Here is a 20,290-nt window from a genome sequence, read left to right on the forward strand (position 1 = left end):
CGCCGATGACTGGTTCCGATGCAAACGGCGGTGCGCGTCATCGACGCCCGCGGGTCAGGCTTCCACCGGGACGACGTCGACCGCCTGCTCCCCGACCTGACCGCCCGTCGTCTTCAACACGCCGACGATCGGCGCAACGTCGGAATAGTCGCGGCCGTAGCCAACCGTGATATGGTCGTTGCTCGCCCGCATGCCGTTGGTCGGGTCGAACTCCTGCCAGCCGGCATCGCGTCCGCACCAGGCCTTGACCCAGGCATGCATGGCATCGGCGCCCTCGAGCCGAGGCTTGCCCTTGGGCGGGATCGTGCGCAAAAAGCCGCTGACATAACCGGCGGGAATGCCAAGCCCGCGCAGGCCGGCGATCATGATATGCGAGAAATCCTGGCAGACGCCGCGTTTCAGCCCGAAGGCGTCGCTTGCCCGCGTCTGCACCGTGGTTGCCTTGCCGTCATAAGTGAAATCGCGATGGATGCGGTTGCAGAGATCGGCCGCCGTGGCGACCGCGGAGCCGGCCAGGCTTTCCCGCGCATAGGCCGTGATCGCCGCATCGATGCCGGCATGGTCGCTGGCGGCGAGGAAATGATGCGGCGCGGACGGCAATAGCGAGCGCACCAGGTCGAGCTCCGACCTCAGCCCGTTTATATCGGGCGAGACGTCGAGGCCTTGCTCGGGGCGCGAAACCGAGACGCGCGCGCTCATTCGGATGTCGAGCGTCTCATGCGCGTCGCGAAAGGCGATCGAGGTGACGTTGTTGCCGAAGAAATCGGAAAAATCGGCACGCTCGGCCGGCGACGGCTGGAACGACAGCGAGGCGGCGATCACGCGCTGCACCCCGGCGATCGTCTGCGGCATGACGCGCACCTGGTGCCGTCCCCCACCGGCGGCAGCAGCGTAGTCGTAATGCAAATGGAGTTTGATGTCGTAGAGCATCTAACCGAAATAGGCTCTGGAGAGGCTGTTGTAGAGATCGCCGATCTGGCCGGCGAGGTCGTCGAGCACCTTGGCGCTCATGTCCGACGGCTCCATGACGGCTATTGCCGTGTTGAGCCGCAATATCTCCTTGGCGGCGGGTGACATGTGCCCCTCGCCGCCGATCGAAGGCAGCATGCCGATCTCGGCCTTCAGCCGCTCCAGCTGGAACAGGATCGAGCGAGGATTGAGCGGGTCGAGCGCGAGCAGGTCGATCACCGTGCGCCGCCCGGCCTGCACCGGATATTGCCGGCGATGGGTCATGACGCTGTCGCCGATCTCCAGCATCATGTCCAGCGCCCCTTCCGGCGCCCCATTCCTTGTCAGCTGGCTGAGCGTGCGGGCGATCTGGATGCCGCGTTCCAGCCTGCGGCCGATCTCCAGGAAACGCCAGCCGGTGAAGCGGTACATGTTCTCGTGCAGCAGGCCGGAAAAGCCAGCAAGCTTGCGCAGCATCACCGTCATCGCCCGCGTCGCGTCGTCTCCCGGCGCGACCGTCTCCGCGAATTTGTGGATGGTCTTGGACAGATCCTTCAGCGCCAGCCAGCCATCGGGAGAGAAGCGGTCGCGAATCTGGCCGGCGCTGTAGACCGCGCTGTCCAAAGTGCCGATCAACCCCGGTGGTATCGCCGTCTCGACATCGATGCCGAACGGCTCCAGATAGTCCCTGATATCGGCAAGCAGCGGCATATCCGGATCGGACGTCTCGGCAAGCCGCACATGATAGGCGCGCAGCACGCGCACCGTGTCTTCGGAGCGCTCGATATAGCGTCCGAGCCAGGTAAGGTTCTCGGCCGCGCGGCTGGGCAGGCTGCCCGGCATGGTGCGGGTGAAGCCGTCATGTTCCTGCGGCAACAATGTCTCGCGTTCGACCGGCCTGTCGCTGACCACCCAGACATCCGCCGCCTGGCCGCCGCGCTGCATGGCGATCGCCGTCGGGTCGAGCGAAAAGCCGACACGGGCGAAGCCGCCGGGCATCACCGTCCAGCCTTCCGGCGTGCGCGCCAGATAGACGCGCAGGCTGGCAGGCCGCGGCTCCAACAGGCCGTCGACGAACACCGGCGTGGTCGACAGCGTCACCGCTTCCTGGCCGACGAAACCGGCGCCGTCCGCCTCGATGCGCGCGATGAGCTCGGCTCGCTCGCCGGCCGAAAGGGACGATCCGAGCCGGGTCGCGCCATCGTCCTCGAAGGCAAGCCGGGTCGAGAGCGCCGGGCCGACCACCATGCGGTCGATATTGGCCAGCACATGGGCGCGCTCGGCCTCCTGCCCGCACCACCAGGTGGCGATGCTCGGCAGTTTGAGATCGTCACCTTGCAGGTCTCGCGCGATCCTGGGCAGGAACGACAGCAATGCCCGCGTCTCCATCAGGCCCGAACCCAGCGCATTGACGGCCGAAACGGAGCCGCGCCGGATTGCCTCGACCAATCCTGGCGTGCCGATCTGCGAGTCCGGCCTGAGCTCCAGCGGATCGGCGAAGGCGGCATCGAGCCGCCGCCACAGGACGCCGATCGGCATCAGGCCGGAAACGGTTCGCACCATCAGCCTGCCGCCGGAAACGGTCAGGTCCTCGCCCTCGAGCAGCATGATGCCCAGATAACGGGCGATATAGGCATGCTCGTAATAGGTTTCGTTGAGCGGTCCCGGCGTCAGGATGGCGACGCGGCCGCCCGACTCCGTTGCCATAGCGTTCAGCGCGTCGCGGAAGCGGCGGAAAAAGCCGGCAAGCCGATGCACATGCATCTCGCCATAGATATCCGACAGCGCACGCGTTGTGGCGACGCGGTTCTCCAGCGCGAAGCCTGCGCCCGACGGCGCCTGGGTGCGATCGCCCAGCACCCACCAGCGGCCGTCCGGGCCACGGCCGAGCTCGAAGGCGACCATGTGCAGAAAATGCCCGTTGGCCGGCCGGACGCCGGCTATCGGGCGTAGATATTCCGGGCTGGCTGCAATCAGGCCGGCCGGCAGAATGCCTTTCTCGACCAACCGGTTCGGCCCGTAAATGTCGGCCAGGATAGCCTCGAACAGGTCGGCGCGCTGGACGAGGCCGGCGCTGATCTCGGCCCATTCCTTCTCGTCGATCAGCAGCGGGACATGCGCGAGCGGCCACTCCCGCTCATTGGCGCCAGCCTGCTCATAGACACGGTAATAGACGCCGGCATCGCGCAGATACTGGTCGGCGCGGGCAAACCGCTGCCAGAGCCGATCCGCCCCCAGATCGTCGAGCGCGTCGATGAAGGAGCGCCAGGCCGGGCGCGGGCTGCCAGCCGCGTCGACCATCTCGTCGACGACGCCTTCGATCGGTCGGTAGCGTTCCAGCAGGCTCGGCGTCCGCGGCCTGCCGCCCGTCCGTCTCTGATTCCCCTTGGCCATTGTCGATCAGAATCTCGCCGGCTGCCTGAGGTCAAGGGTCATCGGGAACTCTTCAGCAGCTTCCTCGTCACGCAGCACATAGCCGCCCGGCGTGTGGCCGCGCGGTTCGAACCGGGCAAGCCGTCGCGCCTCGGCCTCGTTGCCGTTGACCGGGAAGGTGTCGTAACTGCGGCCGCCCGGATGCGCGACATGGTAGACGCAGCCGCCGACCGAGCGGCCCGACCAGCGGTCATAGATGTCGAAGACCAGCGGCGTGTTGACCGGCAGCGCCGGATGCAGGCCGGACACCGGCTGCCAGGCCTTGAAGCGAACGCCGGCCACCGCGACCTCGCGATTGTCGGTGACCTTCATCGGCACGACGCGCCCGTTGCAGACGATGGCGTGGCGTTCCGGATTGAGGCCTTCGGTTCGCACCTGCAGCCGCTCCACCGAGGAATCGACGAAGCGGACCGTGCCTCCGATAGCGCCCTGCTCGCCCATCACGTGCCAGGGCTCCAGTGCCTGCCTCAACTCCAGCTTGACGCCGGCATGTTGCACCTCGCCGCAGAACGGGAAACGGAATTCGAGCTGGGCCGCGAACCATTCGGGGCGGAAGTCGAAGCCGTTGAGCTTCAGATCCTCCAGCACGTCGAGGAAATCCGCCCAGACGTAGTGCGGCAGCATGAAACGGTCGTGCAGCGAGGTGCCCCAGCGCGCGAAGCGGCCGTCGAGCGGGTTCTTCCAGGCCCGGGCGATGATCGCGCGGACCAGCAATTGCTGCGCGAGTGACATGCGCGCATTGGGCGGCATCTCGAAGCCGCGGAACTCGACCAGCCCGAGCCGGCCCGTCGGGCCATCCGGCGAGAACAATTTGTCGATGCAGATTTCCGAACGATGCGTGTTGCCGGTCGCGTCGGTCAAGAGGTTGCGGAACAGCCGGTCGACCAGCCAGGGCAAGGGTGCTGCGCCCACGTCGGGATGCGGCACCTGCGCCAGCGCGATCTCGAGCTCATAGAGCGCATCGTGCCGCGCCTCGTCGATGCGCGGCGCCTGGCTGGTCGGGCCGATGAACAGCCCTGAGAACAAATAGGACAGCGACGGATGCCGCTGCCATTGCAGCACCAGGCTCTTCAGAAGATCCGGCCGGCGCAGGAACGGGCTGTCATTGGGCGTAGCACCCCCAACCACGACATGATTGCCGCCGCCGGTGCCGGTGTGGCGGCCGTCGATCATGAACTTGTCGGTGCCGAGCCGCGATTGCCGCGCTTCCTCGTAGATGGCCGTGGTGGTGGCAACGCATTCCTGCCAGTTGGCGGCAGGATGGATGTTCACCTCGATGACGCCTGGATCGGGCGCGACGCGGATGACGTTGAGGCGCGGGTCGTGCGGCGGAGCATAGCCCTCGATATGCACCGGCAACCCGATGGCCTTGGCAGCATTTTCCGCCGCCGCCACCAGTTCGAGATAATCCTCCAGCGCCTCGACCGGCGGCATGAACACGCAGAGCCTGCCGTCGCGCGGCTCGACGGTGAGCGCCGTGCGCACCGCGCCGCCGATCTCGGTCAGTCGCTGCTCGACGCGGTCCTGCTGGGCCGTGGCGGCGGTGAAGGAGGCTTCGGCCTGCTGACGCGCCATTTCGTCGGCGCCGCCGCCTGGACCTTCCGGCAGGATCGCATCGCGCGCCGGCAGCGCGCCGCGCGGCACGGACGGGTCGACCGGCACGATGTAAGGAAATTGCGCCGGCGGAACATAGGGCAACGTACCGAGCGGCAAGCGGTAGCCGACTGGAGAGTCGCCCGGCACCAGGAACAGGCGCCCGCGCCTGGTCTTCCATTTCTCCGAGCGCCAGCGCTGCCCCACAGCCTGGCTGTTCCAGCGCTGCACCGGCAACACATAGCCTGACGGCTTGCTCAGGCCGCGCTCGAAGACGCGCGCCATGCGGCTGCGCTCTTCCGGGTCCTCCAGCTTCGAATTGGACGGATCGACATTGTCCGGCAGCTTGCCTTCCTTGAGCAGCCACTCGCCCGGATCCTCATAAGCCTCGCCGACCATCGCCTTGTCGATGCCGAGCTCGCCGGCGATCGCCGTGAGCAGGCTTTCGGCCTGCTCCGGGCCAATGGCGGCGCTGCCCTTCTCCCGCGCGATCAGCGACGGATCGCGCCAGACCGGCTCGCCATCGGTGCGCCAGTAGAGCGAGAAGGTCCAGCGCGGCAGGCTCTCGCCGGGATACCATTTGCCCTGGCCGTAATGCAGGAAGCCGCCCGGCGCGAAGCGCTCGCGCAGCCGGCGGATGAGCTGGTCCGCCTTGTCGCGCTTGGTCGGGCCGACGGCGGCCGTGTTCCATTCGGCGGACTCGAAATCGTCGATCGACACAAAGGTCGGCTCACCGCCCATGGTGAGCCGCACGTCGCCGTCTTTCAGCACCGCGTCGACCTTTTCGCCCAGTCGATCGAGCGCCTCCCAACTTTCGTCCGAAAATGGCTTGGTGATGCGCGGATGCTCGGCGATGCGGTCAACCCGCATGTCGAAGTGGAAATCGACGTTGGCGAAGCTCGCCATGCCTGAGATCGGCGCGGCATTGCGGAAATGCGGCGTCGCGGCAAGCGGCACGTGGCTTTCGCCGGTCAGCAGCCCGGAGGTCGGGTCGAAACCGATCCAGCCGGCGCCGGGAATATAGACCTCGCACCAGGCATGCAGGTCGGTGAAGTCGACAGCGGTCCCCGGCGGTCCGTCGAGCGAGACGAGATCCGGCTTCAACTGGATCAGATAGCCGGAGACGAAGCGCGCGGCGACGCCCAGATTGCGCAGGATCTGCACCAAGAGCCAGCTCGAATCCCGGCAGGAGCCCTTGCCGGCGGCCAATGTCTCCTCGGGCGAATAAACACCCGTTTCCATGCGCACGATATAGGCGATCTCGCGCTGCAGCCTTGCATTGAGGTCGACGAGGAAATTGACGGTGTTTGTCGGACTGCGGTCGATCGTCCGAAGGAATGCCGTCAACAGCGGCCCGGCCGGCTCCGGCGCGCGGTAGATGGCGAGGTCTTCCCTGATCTCCCCCGGATAGTCGAACGGGAAAGTCTCGGCGCTCTCCTCGACGAAGAAGTCGAACGGATTATAGACCGTCATGTCGGCGACGAGGTCGACCTCGATCTTCAATTCCGTCACCGGCTCCGGGAAGACGAAGCGGGCGAGGAAGTTGCCGTAGGGATCCTGCTGCAGGTTGACGAAGTGGTTTGCCGGCTCGACCTTCAGCGAATGGCTGAGCACCTTGGTGCGCGAGTGCGGCGCCGGCTGCAGCCTGATCACCTGGGGACCGAGCACCACCGGCCGGTCATATTTGTAATGGGTCAGGTGATGAACGGCTGCCTGAATTGCCATGGTACCCCGGAGTTCGGCGTTTCGGTCACCGAACCCTGACATAAATGCTGTCCATTCTCCAAGCAGAGATGTTGCGCTGCACCTAATTTAAGCAGCTAATAGACGATCGACGTCGCCGGGTAACGGCCAGTCTCCAACGTCTGCGATTGGCGAAGACCTCTGCGCCTTCGTCATTCTATGGCGGAGCAAGGAGCGAAGCGACGCAGCGCAGACCATAGAATCCATTCCGTGACGCCGGCCGGAGAACGCGGCGTTGCAAACAAACTTCCGTCGTGCTCGTGCACCGAAAATTCCTGTATCGCAGCAGCGCTTCTACGTCACGGCATGGATACTCGGGTCAAGCCCGAGTATGACGAAAGTACTGCCTTAAAAGAACGCCTGGATCCCCGTCTGCGCCCGCCCGAGGATCAGCGCATGCACGTCATGCGTGCCCTCATAGGTGTTGACCGTCTCCAGGTTCTGCGCGTGGCGCATGACGTGATAGCCGATCTGGATGCCGTTGCCGCCATGCATGTCGCGGGCCTGGCGGGCGATGTCGAGCGCCTTGCCGCAATTGTTGCGCTTGACGATCGAGATCATCTCCGGCGCCATCTTGCCTTCGTCCATCAGCCGGCCGACGCGCAACGAGCCCTGCAGGCCAAGCGCGATCTCGGTCTGCATGTCGGCGAGCTTCTTCTGGAATAATTGCGTGCCGGCGAGCGGCTTGCCGAACTGTTTTCTGTCGAGGCCGTATTGCCGCGCCCGGTGCCAGCAATCCTCGGCCGCGCCCATCGCTCCCCAGGAGATGCCGTAGCGCGCCCGGTTGAGGCAGCCGAACGGACCGCCGAGGCCCTTGGCATTGGGCAGCAATGCCTCTTCGCCGACCTCGACGCCTTCCAGCACCACCTCGCCGGTAATCGACGCCCGCAACGACAACTTGCCGCCGATCTTCGGCGCCGACAGTCCCTTCATGCCCTTTTCCAGCACGAAGCCGCGGATCTCATCCTTGCCGTTATCGCCCTTCAGCTTCGCCCACACGACGAAGACGTCAGCGATCGGCGCGTTCGAGATCCACATCTTGGAGCCGGAGAGCTTGTAACCGCTCGCGGTCTTCTCGGCGCGCGTCTTCATGCCGCCTGGATCGGAGCCGGCGTCCGGCTCGGTGAGCCCGAAACAGCCGATCCATTCGCCCGACGCCAGCTTCGGCAGGTATTTCTTGCGCTGCGCTTCCGAGCCGTAGGCATGGATCGGATACATGACCAGCGAGGATTGCACGCTCATCATCGATCGATAGCCGCTATCGATGCGCTCGACTTCGCGCGCCACCAGGCCGTAGGTCACATAGTTGGCGCCCAGCCCGCCATATTCTTCCGGAATGGTGATGCCGAGCAGGCCCGCTTCGCCCATCTCGCGGAAGATCGACGGGTCGGTCTTCTCGTCGGCATAGGCTTCCTCGATACGCGGCGCCAGCTTGTCGGCGGCGAAGGCGGCAGCGCCGTCGCGCACCATGCGCTCATCCTCGGAAAGCTGGTCCTCGATCAGGAAAGGATCGTTCCAGACGAACGCGTTCTTCTCGGCGGCCATGGCCAACACTCCCGGCAAATTCTTGGATTGCGCGGCTTATCCGCCTCCGCAGAGGAAAAATCAAACGAAATTGCATCGCTGATCAATGAGCGTTAGTAATGGATCATGAATGTCCAGCGCCGCCTTCTACCCAACACCGCCACTCTCGCCGCCTTCGAGGCGGTTGCGCGTCTCGGCTCCTTCACCGCCGCCGCGCGCGAGCTCGATTTGACGCAAGGCGCCGTCAGCCGGCAGGTCAGCCTCTTGGAAGAGCAGTTCGGTCGGCGCTTATTTGATCGCGACAGCCGCAATGTGAGGCTGTCGCCGGCCGGCGAGATCTATGCCGAAGCGGTGCGCTCGGCACTTGGCCAATTGCGTGATGCGGCGCTTGGATTGATGAGCAATCGGCATAGCGGCGTTCTCAACCTTGCTATCCTGCCGACTTTCGGCACGCGCTGGCTGATGCCGCTGATCCCGGATTTCGTCGTCCGCCATCCCGACATCACCATCAACTTCGCCACCCGCATCGGACGCTTCGACTTTGCCCGCGAGCGGCTCGACGCCGCGATCCATCACGGCATGCCCGACTGGCCGGAGGCCGACTGCACGCTCTTGATGCGCGAGACCGTCATGCCGGTGGTTTCGCCCGGATTCCTCGCCACCCGCGCCATCGTCACGCCGACCGATATCAGTCGTCTGCCGTTGCTGCATATGGCAACCCGCCCCGGCGCCTGGAGCGAGTGGTTCGAAAATCAGGGGCTCGAGGCCCCGACCGGGCCCGGCATGCAGTTCGAGCAGTTCGGCACCGTCGCGCAGGCTTGCATGGCCGGCCTCGGCGTGGCGCTGCTGCCGGAAATCCTGATTGCCGGCGAACTGCAGCGCAGCCAGCTGGTGCCGGCGCCGGGCACGCCGATGCAGAGCCGCAGCGCCTATTACCTCGTCGTGCCGCACGACAAGCGCGGCCACCCGGCGGTCGCCAGTTTTCGCGACTGGCTGCTGAGTCAGATCGGCAAGGAGCCGGCTGTCCTGGCGTGGTAGCTACTTCCGCTTCATCGCCTCGGCGAGCGCGGCGCCGAACGCGCCCTGCGAAGGTCGCTCCGTCTGGCGCTGCGGCGCCGGCGAGCGCGGCGCTGGCTTACCGCCGCCGTGATCGCGTTGGCCGCCACGAGGCGCACCGCCCTCGCCGCCATCCTTGCGCATCGACAGCCCGATGCGCTTGCGCTTGATGTCGACATCGACGACCCGCACCTTCACGACATCGCCCGCCTTCACCACCTCATGCGCGTCCTTGATGAAGCGGTCGGCCAGTTGCGATACGTGCACCAGCCCGTCCTGGTGGACGCCGATATCGACGAAGGCGCCGAAGGCCGCGACATTGGTGACGGTGCCTTCGAGCAGCATGCCCGGCTTCAAATCCTTGATGTCGTCGACACCCTCGGCGAAGGTCGCCGTCTTGAACCCGGGTCGCGGGTCGCGTCCAGGCTTTTCCAGTTCGGCGATGATGTCGCGCACGGTCGGCAGGCCGAACCGCTCGTCGACGAAGACGCGCGGGTCGAGCGCCTTGAGCGCGGCGCTGTCGCCCATCAGCGCGCGCACGTCGCGGCCGCAGGCTGCGACGATTTTCTTCGCCACGCCATAGGCTTCAGGATGCACCGATGACGCGTCGAGCGGCTCTGTCCCGTTCGGTATGCGCAGGAAGCCGGCACTTTGCTCGAATGCGCGCGGCCCGAGCCGCGCCACCTTGAGCAGGTCCTTGCGGCTGGCAAACGGCCCGACCGTGTCGCGATGCGCAACGATCGCCTCGGCGAGCGACGGCCCAAGGCCCGACACGCGCGAAAGCAGCGGCGCCGAGGCCGTGTTGAGGTCGACGCCGACGGCGTTCACCGCATCCTCGACCACCGCTTCCAGCGAACGGCCGAGCCGGTACTGGTCGACATCGTGCTGGTACTGGCCGACGCCGATCGACTTCGGCTCGATCTTGACCAGCTCGGCCAGCGGATCCTGCAGGCGCCGTGCGATCGACACCGCGCCGCGCAGCGAGACATCGAGACCGGGGAATTCCGCCGCTGCCGTCGCCGAAGCGGAATAGACTGAGGCGCCAGCCTCGCTGACGATCACCTTGAGCGGCTTCGGCCCCGCACCTCCCGGCAGGTCAGCCAGCATGTCGGCCACCAGCTTCTCGGTCTCGCGGCTGCCGGTACCGTTGCCGATCGAGATCAGCTCGACCTTGTGCTGGCGGATCAGGGCGGCAAGCTCGACCTGCGCGCCGCGCACATCGTTCTTCGGCGGGAACGGATAGACGGTCGTCGTCGCCACCAGCTTGCCGGTGCCGTTGACCACCGCCACCTTGACGCCGGTGCGTATGCCCGGATCGAGCCCCATGGTCGGTCGCGAACCGGCCGGCGCCGCGAGCAAAAGATCTTTCAGATTGCGGGCAAAGACATGGATCGCCTCTTCCTCGGCCCGCTCGCGCAAATCGCGCATCAAGTCGAGCGTCAGATGCAATGACAGCTTTATCCGCCAGGTCCAGCCGGCTACGTCCATCAACCATTTATCGCCGGGCAAGCTGCTGCCGATCGCATAGGCATTGGCGATCATCCGCTCGACTGGCTTCACCGGCGATTGATCATCCGCATCGACCTCGATGTCGAGCGACAGCACTTCCTCGTTGCGGCCGCGCAGCATGGCCAAGGCGCGGTGGCTGGGCACGCCTGCCCAGCGCTCGACATGGTCGAAATAGTCGGAGAATTTCGCGCCGACCTCTTGCTTGCCGTCAACGACGCGAGCGCGCAGGAAAGCGCGTTCCTTCATATAGGCGCGCAGCTTGCCAACCAGATCGGCATTTTCGGCGAACTGCTCCGACAGGATGTCGCGTGCGCCTTCGAGCGCGGCCTTGGTGTCGGCCACCTCTTCCGTGACATAGGCGAGCGCAAGCTCGGCGGGAATTTTCGAGCGATCGGCGAGGATCGCCTCGGCGAGCGGCCCGAGCCCGCGTTCCCTGGCGATCTCGGCCTTGGTGCGCCGCTTCGGCTTGTAGGGCAGATAGATATCCTCGAGCTCGGCCTTGGTGGCGGCCGCCGCGATCTTGGCCTCGAGCTCCTCGGTCAGCTTGCCCTGTTCTCGGATCGAGCTGACGATCGTCTCGCGCCGTGCGTCGAGCTCGCGCAGATAGGCGAGGCGCTCGGAAAGGTCGCGCAATTGCGTGTCGTCAAGCCCGCCGGTGACTTCCTTGCGGTAACGCGCGACGAAGGGGACTGTCGCGCCCTCGTCGAGCAGCCCGATTGCTGCAGCTGCCTGCTCCGGCCGCGCACCGATCTCGGCCGCGATGATTGCTGCGATGCGCTTGATGTCCGATGCCATGCTGGTCCCTGCGGAAAAGAGCGGCGACCATAGGCCGGGATGCCGGCTGCGCCAACCGCATTGGACGTGGGGGTCCACAGGAAACCGGTCTAACGTTGGCGCTGCCCCTCACCTGCCTGCCGGCATCCTCTCCCCGTATAGTGACGGGGGGAGGGGCGCTCTCATCGCCGGGTTCGCCAAATCACCAACGCTGCAGAAAAGATGCCAGCGTGGCGGCCAGCCCCTTCTCCCCGTCACTATACGGGGAGAAGTGCCCGGCAGGGCGATGAGGGGCAGCGCCAGCATCGACAACCGAATGCGACGACGCCACTCATACAATCCCGCTCAACGTTTCCAAAAAGACCACAATGTCCCCATCCAGCTTATCGTCCACGGGTTCCGGCTGTGACGACATCTTGGCGATGACCACTTCCGTCTTCGGATTGACGTAAAGCCACTGGCCGTGGATCCCGATGCCGCAGAAGGCGCCGCTGTCGTGGCCGGTCTGGTACCATTTGTTGCGGTAGCGTCCCTTCGGGAACAAAAACGCCATCGTGCCGCGTTGCCAGGCCTCAAAGCTGCCGCCGGTGGCGACCGTGTCGCGCACCCAGGCTTCCGGCACGATGCGGCGGCCATTGGTCGTGCCGCCCTGCCGCATCATCTCGCCGATGCGGGCAAGGTCGCGCGGCGTCATCGACATGCCGCCGGCGGTGCGCGCCGTGCCTTCCATGTCGACCGTCACCGACATTTCGCTTCCAGCACCCAGCGGCTGCCACAGTTTCTCGCTGAGCAATTCGATGACGCGCCTGCCAGACGCGCGTTCGACCAGGATGCCGAGCACATCCGAGTTGGGCGAGCGGTAGCGATAGGTCTGGCCATGCGGCTCGGCAAGGCGCTGGATCGTCATAAGGAACGCGGCGAGGCTTTCGGACCCGCCGCCAGGGTTCCACAGAGTCGAGCGGCGGTAGCGGGCGAAGGCGCTTTCCGGATCGAGATAGGCTTCCTCGAAATCGAGGCTGACCGTCATGTCGAGCACGTTGCGCACGCTCGCGTCGCCATAGGCCGAGGCCTTGGCTTCAGGGATGTAGTGCGTTACCGGCGCGCTGGGATCGAACAACCCCTCGCCTTCCAATATGCCGGCGAGGATCGCCGTCACCGACTTGCTGATCGAAAAGATGATATGGCGCGCTCCGAACGGCATATGCGGCGCCGACCAGTCGCCGACCAGCTTGCCGGCTTTCAGGATCGTCAGCCCGTACGTATCGGAACGCTTCAGGAAGCTCTCGACGGTCTCGCTGCCGCCGGCAAGCGATATCCTTTCCTCAAGCAATGCGCCGAGCGACTTCGCTTGGCTTTCGCCGCCGGGCGCCGCCGCAATATGCGCGCTCGGCACCAGCTCGCCGACATTCTGGAACGACCATCGGTTGAACGGCGAAAGCCGCCAGTTGTCGAGCCGCACATCCTTGCGGGCAAAGCCGTATCTGGCCTCGAACGCGGTCTTGCCGCTCATGATACTCTCCCGGATCTTGTTTTGCGGTTTCAGGCCAGCGCCGCGGCAATGGCATGCACCGCCTTCTGCGTCGCCACCGAATAGGTGGAGTTGACGAAATCCGGATAGCTCGAAAGCTTCACCACGACCATCCTGTGTTCCCAGTCCATATGGATCAATTGGCCGAACACGCCGCGGCACATCAGCGAGCGCGAGCGCGGATCCTCGATCCAGAACTGGTTGCGGTAGCTGCCGTCGGGAAGGCTCGGGCTGAAATTCGGCCCGTGCTTGCCGCTGCGCGTCGCCTCGATCCAGTCGGCCGGGATCACGCCGCCGCCATTGTCGAGGATCAGTTGCCCGAAGCGGCCATAGTCGCGCAGCGTCGCATTGAAGCCGCCATCGGCAAGCGCATAGCCGGCGCTGTCGACGGTGAAGCAGGCGCTCTCGTCGGCGCCGAGCTTCTGCCAGAGCTCTTCCGAGATCAGCTGCGCCAGGCGCTTGCCGCTCACCCGCTCCATGATGAAGGCGAGCACGTCGGTCTCGATCGAGCGGTATTCGAACGCCTCGCCATGCGGGCGCACCCTGTCCTTCAGCCGCAGGATCAGCTCGAACAGGTGCGACGGCCACGCAAAGTCCGGATCGCTGCCCGGCGGGATCGGCTTCCAGCCGGTCGCGACGTCGACCTGACCGATCTCGGAATAGCGGTCGGTATATTCCTCGGAAAAACGCACGCCAGTCGTCATGTCGAGCACATGCTGCACAGTGGCGCCGGCCCAGCCGGTCTCGACAAGCTCCGGCAGATAGTCGGTGACCAGCCTGCCCGGATCGATCAGGCCGCGCCCGACCAGGATGCCGCACACCGATCCGGTGACCGACTTCGCCATCGATTGCGACAGATGCAGCGTGCGCTCGTCCATGCCGTTGAAATAGCGCTCATAGGCGATCCTGCCGTCCTTCAGCACCAGGAAGCCGTCGGCATAGGTTTCGTCGAGCAAGCCGGCAAGCGTCGTCGGCGCTCCGTTGCTGTCGGCCACCGGCAGATCGTCGAGATCCACCTCCGCGCGCTCGAGGCGATGGCGATGGCCGCTGCCGCGCCACACCTCGATGGTCGGCAGGAATTCGCGGATATGCTGGAAGGCCCAGCGGTTCCAGGGCGGCCGATCCCAATCGAGCCTCGGCGGCACCAGCCTGGGCGGCGAGCCCTGCATGATCGGCGGCCGCGGATCGGAGTTGCGATAGGATTGCATGAGAATTTCCCTGCCGCCGCATGCCGCCCCTTCCGTTTACTTGAACGAGGAGCGGTCTGCACAGCGGACGAAAGCCCCGAATGGGCCCTCGAGTGACGACGCCCGACGCCATGGAGAAGGGCAGCCCCGGCATGCCAGGTGAGGGGCGGCGCGAACGTGCGAATTGAGCGCCACCCCTCATCCGGCCCTTGACCCTCTTCGCGCTCGCGCGGGAAGAGGCGGCGTGCCGCTATTTCTGAACGTCCGTCCAGATGCGCGTGTAGAGTTGCTGCACCTCGGGCGAGCAGGGGGTGAGGAACTGGCCCGCTTTCTCCAGTTCTGGCGGTACCACCAGTTCGGGCGCATCCTTCATGTCGGCTGGCATGAACGCCTTTGAGCCCTTGATACCATTGGCATATTTGGCGAAGGCGGAGATCATGGCGGCGTTCTCGGGATCCATGATGAAGTTCATGAACAGCTTGGCGTTGTCGACATTCTTGGCATCCTTCAGGATGGCAACGCTGTCCATGAAAAAGGGGAAGCCCTCTTTCGGGTAGCCGAACTTGATGTCGGGGTTCTTGATGCGCGAGCGCATGATGGCGCCGTTCCAGTAGTAGACGGCCGAATAGTCGCCGGCCGGCAGCTTCTCGGTCACGCTATAATCCATGGCCAGCCATTTCGGCTTGGCCTCCACCAGCTTGTCGCGCACTTTCTTGAGCAGTTCCTTGTCGTCCGTGCACCAGTCGCCGCCCAGATATTTGATGGTGGCGAACAGCACGTCGTTCATTTCCGGCGCGACGTTGATCTTGCCGACCAGTTCCTTCGGCGGATCGAGGAAGATGGCCGACGTGTTGATATCGCCGCCATAGACCTTTGTGTTGACGCCGATACCGGTCACGCCCCACTGCCACGGAACCGTGTAGTGACGGCCCGGATCCCAAGGAACGTTCACCCAGCGCTCGTCGACATTCTTGAAGTTCTCCATCTGGTCGGGCCGTGCCTCGAGCAGAAGCCCTTCCTTCACCCAGATCTGCACGTAATTGGCGGACGGCACTACAATGTCGAAGCCGTGACCGCCGGCGCGTACCTTGGATAGCGCGGTGTCGTTGGAGTCGTAGTCGGTGATCGTCACCTTGACCTTGTAGGTATCCTCGAACTTCTTGATCATTTCGGGGCTGGTGTAGTCGCCCCAATTAAAGATGTTGAGTTCGCCGTCCGCATACGCGCTGCCCGCAAAGGCAAACAATGCGAATGCCGCCGTGGCGGCCGTTGTCTTCCATTTCATTGCTATTCTCCCGTTTGGCAATCGTTGATCATGGCTTGCGCCGATTGACGAAGTAGAACGTGGTTACGAGCACCACCGACAGCGCCAGGAATACGGTGGCGATCGCATTGATTTCCGGGCTCGTTTCGCGCCGCAACTGGCCGAGCATGTAGGTGGGCAGCGTATCCTGCCCGCCGGATTTGACGAATTCGGTGATGACCACATCATCGAGCGAAATGACGAAGGCGAGCATGAAGCCCGCGATGATGGCCGGCCTCAAAAGCGGCAGCGTCACGAAACGGAAGGCTTTCCACGGCGTGGCGTATAGGTCGGCGGCTGCGCGCTCCAGCGTCAGGTCCATGCTCTCCAGCCGCGCCCGGATCGGCAGGTAAGCGAACGGGATGCAGAAGGCGGTGTGCGCGGCGATCAGATAGCCGAGTCCTGAATAACCGGTCCAGACCTTGATGCGCGAGAACACGATCAGGAGCGCGACGCCGGTGACTATCTCCGGCACCATCAGCGGCTGGTTGATGAAGGCGTATTTGAAGGTAAGGCCGGGATAGGGACGCGTGCGGGTCGTGGCAAGCGCAGCCATGGTGGCGGCGATCGTCGACAGCGCGGCGGCCGAGACCGCCAGCACAAGCGAGCGGATGGAGGCGTCCTGCACCGCCGAATTGTGCCAGGCCGAAATAAACCAGCGCAGTGAGACGCCATCCCAGCGCGAAAGCGAATCCGCCGCGTTGAACGAATAGGCGACGAGCGCCGCGATCGGCAGATAGAGCGCGAAGAAGGTCAGAAGCGCCATGAAGCCGAAGCCTGGTTGCGCCTGGATGTCGAACGGACGCTTAGCCATGGGCGCCCTCCGACCCGGATGCATTGCGCACGTAGAACAGCAGCGCGATCATCACCAGCACCATGAGCGTAATCGAGATGGCCGCGCCCAGCGGCCAGTTGCGGCCCGCGCCGAACTGCAGCTCGATCAGGTTGCCGAGCATCATGTTCTTGCCGCCGCCCAGCACACGCGGAATGACATAGGCGCCAAGCGAGGGAATGAACACCAGTATCGAGCCGGCGATGACGCCGGGCTTGATCAACGGGAAGATGATGCGGCGCAGAACCTGCCAGCGGCCGGCATAGAGATCATATCCGGCCTCGACCAGCCTGAAGTCGAGCTTCTCCATCGAGGCGTAGATCGGCAGCACCATCAGAGGCAGATAGATATAGATCATGCCGAGCAAGATGGCGGCGTCGGTATTCATGATCTGCAGTGGTTGCTTGATGATGCCGAGCGCCATCAGCGCCGTGTTGACCAGCCCTTCGTTGCGGATCACCTGCTGCATGGCGAAGGTGCGGATCAGGAGATTCGTCCAGAACGGAATGGTAACGAGGAACACCCACACCTCGCGTGTCTTCGGCGGTCGCGTGGCGATGAAATAGGCTGTGGGGAAGCCGAAGAGCAACGTCAGCACGGTGGTGTAGAAGGACAGGCTTATCGAACGCCAGAAGATGGACAGATGCGCGTCCGCCAGGCCCAGCGTGTCGTCGAAGATGTCACGCTGGAACAGGACCGATGTCCATCCGTCCAGCGAGAAGGTGCCGAACTGCACGTCGCCATAGTCGCCCTTCAGCATGAAGGAATAAGCCAACATCACGAAAAGCGGCCCGGTGGCAGCCAGAAGGATGATGACGAGTGCCGGCGCCGAGAGCAGCCAGCGGTCGCGTATGTCCCTGGCGTCGGCTGCGCGAGCAATTTCCTCGGCGTTGGCCATGATTGTCCTCTAGTCCTTCAGCGCCTGAGCGGCATTCGGGCCGATCGCGACGCCCACGCGGTTGCCCGGCGCAAGCGCTTCGCCACCGCCGCGGCTGTTCTGCCGCCGCACGATGAAGGCGCTGCCGTCGTCGAGCTTGAGATGGAGATGCGTGTCGGTGCCGAGATAGACGACGTTCTCGACCGTGCCCCTGAGCGAAGCGTTGGCGTCGGCCGGACCGATGTGGGCGTGCTCCGGCCGCACCACGAGCGTAACGCTGCCCGACGGTGTAAAACCTTCCGGCAGCGATGCCGGGATTTCCGCGCCGGTCGAGAGCCTGACGGTGGCGCGCCCGTCGGCTGCGCTTTTCACCTCACCTTCGATGAAATTCGTCTCGCCGATGAAGTCGGCGACGAAGCGTTCGGCCGGCCGGTCGTAGATGTCGCGCGGCGTGCCGACCTGCAGGATCTTGCCGGCCGACATGACCGCGATGCGATCGGACATCGTCAGCGCTTCCTCCTGGTCGTGGGTGACGAAGATGAAGGTGATGCCGGTTTCGTGCTGCAGACGCTTCAGTTCGATCTGCATCTCCTTGCGCAGCTTGTAGTCCAGCGCCGACAACGGCTCGTCGAGCAAGAGCACCTTGGGCTGCGGCGCCAGCGCGCGGGCCAGCGCCACGCGCTGCTGCTGGCCGCCCGAGATCTGGCTGGTGCGGCGCGCCTTCAGCGCCTCCATCTTGACCAGCTTCAGCATCTGGGCGACGCGCGCTTCGGTCTCTCCTTTCGGCTTGCCGAGCATTTCCAGCCCGAAGCCGATGTTCTGCGCCACCGTCATGTGCGGGAAGAGCGCGTAGCTCTGGAAGACGGTGTTGACTGGGCGCTTGTAGGGCGGCAGCGGCGCGATATCCTGCCCGTGCAGCAGGATCTCGCCGGCGGTCGGAAAATCGAAACCGGCGATCAATCTCAGCAGCGTCGTCTTCCCGCATCCGGACGGGCCGAGCAGTGTGAAAAACTCGTTCTCGCGGATCGACACCGACACGGTGTCGAGAGCGGCTACCTGGTTCTCGCCTGTTCCAAAGACCTTGCGAACACCGCGAACTTCGATCGCGTTCTTACCCGGTTGTTCCGGCACGATTACCCCATTGAGAGCGCCTGCTCTTCTCGGCAGGTGTGTTCCTGTTTTGATTGTCACCACAAGCCGGTCGGCTTGGCAACTGCGCAGCAGTGACTCGATCCGAGTCCCCATCCAATTAAGCAATTCCTATGCCATCGTTAGGCTTGGTAGGTGATCTTCCCCCCGCAGATGGTGGTCACCGGATGCACCGTGTGCAGCGCTTCAGGCGCGGTCGCCTCGATATCGGCCGACAGGACGACAATATCGGCGAGATATCCGGTCTTGAGGCGGCCCTTGCGATGTTCATTGAACTCCGCATAAGCGCCCTCCACCGTGTAACCCTCTATTGCTTCCTGCAACGAGAAGCTCTGGTCCGGCATGCCTTCTGCCCAAGGCTTGCGCATCACTGCCGCCTGGATGGACAAGATCGGATCGACCGGCGAGACCGGCCAGTCGGAAGCGAACACCACGCGCGCGCCGGCATTTTTCAGCGTGCGCCAGGCATAGCTCAACGGCCACTTGTCGCGGCCGATGCGCGAGATCGTCGGCTCGAGCGGGAAGTTCAGCGCACCGGGCGGATGCGCCGGCTGCATCGACGCCAACACGCCGAGCTCGGCGAAGCGCGGCACGTCGGAAGCCGTGATCACCTCGATATGCTCGACGCGATGCCGGCTGTCGCGCCGACCGTTCTTCTTCAGCGCCGCCTGGTAGCCGTCGAGCACTGCCCGTACGGCGCCATCGCCGATCGAATGCACGGCGATCTGCAGCCCGCGCCTGTCGGCCTCGACCGCCACCTCGGCGAAATGCTCCGGCGAAAACAGCGGCTCGCCGCGCCATCCGGGCCGATCGGCATAGTCGTCGACCATCACCGCCGTCCAGGAATCCAGCACGCCGTCATAGAAGAGCTTGACCATGCCGGACGACAGCCACTCGGAATTGTAGCTCGCGGCCATCCGCGAGGCTTTCTCCAGCATGTCCAGCTTCATGAAATTCTTGAAGTGGAACGGGATCTTGGTGCGGCAAAGGAGCCGCCCCTCTTTTTCCAGCCCGGCCAGCAGATCGAGCTGGTAGAGATTGCCGTCCATGTTCTGGATCGAAGTGATGCCATGCTTGGCGCACCATTCAAGGCCGCGATGCATCAGATCGCGATCGGCCGCCAGTTCCTTCTCCGAAGGATACGGATCCGGCTCGGCACCCTCGAGGCCAAGCCGCGCCCGGCTCGCCCCGTAATGGTCGAGGACCGGTCCGAATGCCTCGCTTTCGCGCAGCTCGCCGGCGGCAAGCCCATCGGCGCCCATGACGATCTCATTGCCCTGCCTGATCTGCCTGCCATGAAGCAGGCCGGCCTCTTCCAGCGCCTTGGTGTTCGCCCACATCGTGTGGTGGTCCGAAGCCGACATGGCGAACGGACGGTCGGGAATGATGCGGTCGAGATCGTGGCGCGTCACCGGCTCCGGCAGGATGGCATAGTCGACGCCGGCCCCGATCAGAAGCCTGGCGTCCGGGCGCTTCGCCGCGAAATCCTGGATCGCGTCGCGCAGCGCCTCGAAGCCGTGCACGCCCGCCAGATGCAGATTGTCGAGCTCGGCCGCGCCGCCGAACAGATGCATATGCGCTTCGATGAAGCCCGGCAGGACCGAGCCGCCTTGGGCGTCGACAATTTTTGTCGCCGGTCCCTTGAGGTCTTCTATGGAAGCGCGGCTACCGATTGCGATGATGGCGCCGTCCTTGACGGCAATGGCCTCGGCAGCGGGATTGTCATCGTCCATGGTCAGCACGCGGCCGTTGACGACCACAAGATCCGCACCACCATCCGCAACCGACATCGCGACTCCACATTTTGCTGAGTGATCGACAGCGCACGTCCAAC

13 protein-coding genes are annotated in these 20,290 nt (G+C 64.6%); 1 reads left to right on the plus strand and 12 read right to left on the minus strand.

What is annotated here, in order from left to right; translation table 11 throughout:
- Positions 1-54: 54 nt before the first annotated feature.
- The 4 genes from FJW05_RS12410 to FJW05_RS12425 all read right to left on the minus strand — a co-directional run bounded on the left by FJW05_RS12410 (position 55) and on the right by FJW05_RS12425 (position 8,262).
- A complete protein-coding gene (locus tag FJW05_RS12410) occupies positions 55-930 on the minus strand; it encodes a transglutaminase family protein (RefSeq protein ID WP_140632218.1) in 876 nt (291 codons plus the stop codon).
- Complete coding sequence (locus FJW05_RS12415) at positions 931-3,342, minus strand: circularly permuted type 2 ATP-grasp protein (protein ID WP_140632220.1); 2,412 nt, start codon at positions 3,340-3,342, stop codon at positions 931-933.
- A 6-nt stretch (positions 3,343-3,348) separates the two neighbouring features.
- A complete protein-coding gene (locus FJW05_RS12420; protein ID WP_140632225.1) occupies positions 3,349-6,699 on the minus strand; it encodes a transglutaminase family protein in 3,351 nt (1,116 codons plus the stop codon).
- Between the two features lie 366 nt (positions 6,700-7,065).
- The gene (locus FJW05_RS12425; RefSeq protein WP_140632227.1) at positions 7,066-8,262 is read right to left on the minus strand and encodes an acyl-CoA dehydrogenase; all 1,197 of its coding nucleotides are present in this window, start codon (positions 8,260-8,262) and stop codon (positions 7,066-7,068) included.
- 105 nt (positions 8,263-8,367) lie between these two features.
- Between FJW05_RS12425 and FJW05_RS12430 the strand changes: the two genes are divergently transcribed.
- Complete coding sequence (locus FJW05_RS12430) at positions 8,368-9,279, plus strand: LysR family transcriptional regulator (protein ID WP_140632229.1); 912 nt, start codon at positions 8,368-8,370, stop codon at positions 9,277-9,279.
- On the opposite strand, the gene FJW05_RS12435 is transcribed toward FJW05_RS12430, so the two are convergent.
- From FJW05_RS12435 to FJW05_RS12475, 8 genes are all read right to left on the minus strand, one after another.
- Positions 9,280-11,601 (minus strand): Tex family protein, encoded by a 2,322-nt coding sequence (locus tag FJW05_RS12435; protein WP_140632232.1) that lies wholly within the window; start codon positions 11,599-11,601, stop codon positions 9,280-9,282.
- Between the two features lie 310 nt (positions 11,602-11,911).
- Complete coding sequence (locus FJW05_RS12445; protein ID WP_140632235.1) at positions 11,912-13,090, minus strand: serine hydrolase; 1,179 nt, start codon at positions 13,088-13,090, stop codon at positions 11,912-11,914.
- A gap of 29 nt (positions 13,091-13,119) precedes the next feature.
- Positions 13,120-14,316 carry a serine hydrolase gene (locus tag FJW05_RS12450; RefSeq protein ID WP_140632238.1) on the minus strand — a complete coding sequence of 399 codons (1,197 nt, stop codon included), beginning with the start codon at positions 14,314-14,316 and terminating at the stop codon, positions 13,120-13,122.
- Positions 14,317-14,545: 229 nt separating this feature from the next.
- The gene (locus FJW05_RS12455; RefSeq protein WP_140541766.1) at positions 14,546-15,580 is read right to left on the minus strand and encodes an extracellular solute-binding protein; all 1,035 of its coding nucleotides are present in this window, start codon (positions 15,578-15,580) and stop codon (positions 14,546-14,548) included.
- Positions 15,581-15,608: 28 nt separating this feature from the next.
- Positions 15,609-16,412, minus strand: a complete 804-nt coding sequence (locus FJW05_RS12460; RefSeq protein WP_140632241.1) for an ABC transporter permease — start codon at positions 16,410-16,412, stop codon at positions 15,609-15,611.
- Complete coding sequence (locus FJW05_RS12465; RefSeq protein WP_140632243.1) at positions 16,405-17,328, minus strand: ABC transporter permease; 924 nt, start codon at positions 17,326-17,328, stop codon at positions 16,405-16,407. Before FJW05_RS12465 ends, FJW05_RS12460 begins: the two co-directional genes overlap by 8 nt.
- Positions 17,329-17,337: 9 nt before the next feature.
- Positions 17,338-18,438: an ABC transporter ATP-binding protein gene (locus FJW05_RS12470; RefSeq protein ID WP_140632246.1), complete on the minus strand. Its 1,101-nt coding sequence runs from the start codon at positions 18,436-18,438 to the stop codon at positions 17,338-17,340.
- Between the two features lie 140 nt (positions 18,439-18,578).
- Positions 18,579-20,246, minus strand: a complete 1,668-nt coding sequence (locus FJW05_RS12475) for an amidohydrolase (RefSeq protein WP_140632249.1) — start codon at positions 20,244-20,246, stop codon at positions 18,579-18,581.
- Positions 20,247-20,290 lie beyond the last annotated feature (44 nt).

Source organism: Mesorhizobium sp. B2-9-1, assembly GCF_006439455.1.
Lineage (GTDB): Bacteria > Pseudomonadota > Alphaproteobacteria > Rhizobiales > Rhizobiaceae > Mesorhizobium.

Excerpts from the sequence above, each read along its gene's own strand:
- FJW05_RS12475 (WP_140632249.1), bottom strand. The coding sequence starts at position 20,246 with ATGTCGGTTGCGGATGGTGGTGCGGATCTTGTGGTCGTCAACGGCCGC.
- FJW05_RS12445 (WP_140632235.1), bottom strand. The coding sequence starts at position 13,090 with ATGAGCGGCAAGACCGCGTTCGAGGCCAGATACGGCTTTGCCCGCAAG.
- FJW05_RS12450 (WP_140632238.1), bottom strand. The coding sequence starts at position 14,316 with ATGCAATCCTATCGCAACTCCGATCCGCGGCCGCCGATCATGCAGGGC.
- FJW05_RS12435 (WP_140632232.1), bottom strand. The coding sequence starts at position 11,601 with ATGGCATCGGACATCAAGCGCATCGCAGCAATCATCGCGGCCGAGATC.
- FJW05_RS12465 (WP_140632243.1), bottom strand. The coding sequence starts at position 17,328 with ATGGCCAACGCCGAGGAAATTGCTCGCGCAGCCGACGCCAGGGACATA.
- FJW05_RS12455 (WP_140541766.1), bottom strand. The coding sequence starts at position 15,580 with ATGAAATGGAAGACAACGGCCGCCACGGCGGCATTCGCATTGTTTGCC.
- FJW05_RS12415 (WP_140632220.1), bottom strand. The coding sequence starts at position 3,342 with ATGGCCAAGGGGAATCAGAGACGGACGGGCGGCAGGCCGCGGACGCCG.
- FJW05_RS12420 (WP_140632225.1), bottom strand. The coding sequence starts at position 6,699 with ATGGCAATTCAGGCAGCCGTTCATCACCTGACCCATTACAAATATGAC.
- FJW05_RS12460 (WP_140632241.1), bottom strand. The coding sequence starts at position 16,412 with ATGGCTAAGCGTCCGTTCGACATCCAGGCGCAACCAGGCTTCGGCTTC.
- FJW05_RS12425 (WP_140632227.1), bottom strand. The coding sequence starts at position 8,262 with ATGGCCGCCGAGAAGAACGCGTTCGTCTGGAACGATCCTTTCCTGATC.
- FJW05_RS12430 (WP_140632229.1), top strand. The coding sequence starts at position 8,368 with ATGAATGTCCAGCGCCGCCTTCTACCCAACACCGCCACTCTCGCCGCC.
- FJW05_RS12410 (WP_140632218.1), bottom strand. The coding sequence starts at position 930 with ATGCTCTACGACATCAAACTCCATTTGCATTACGACTACGCTGCTGCC.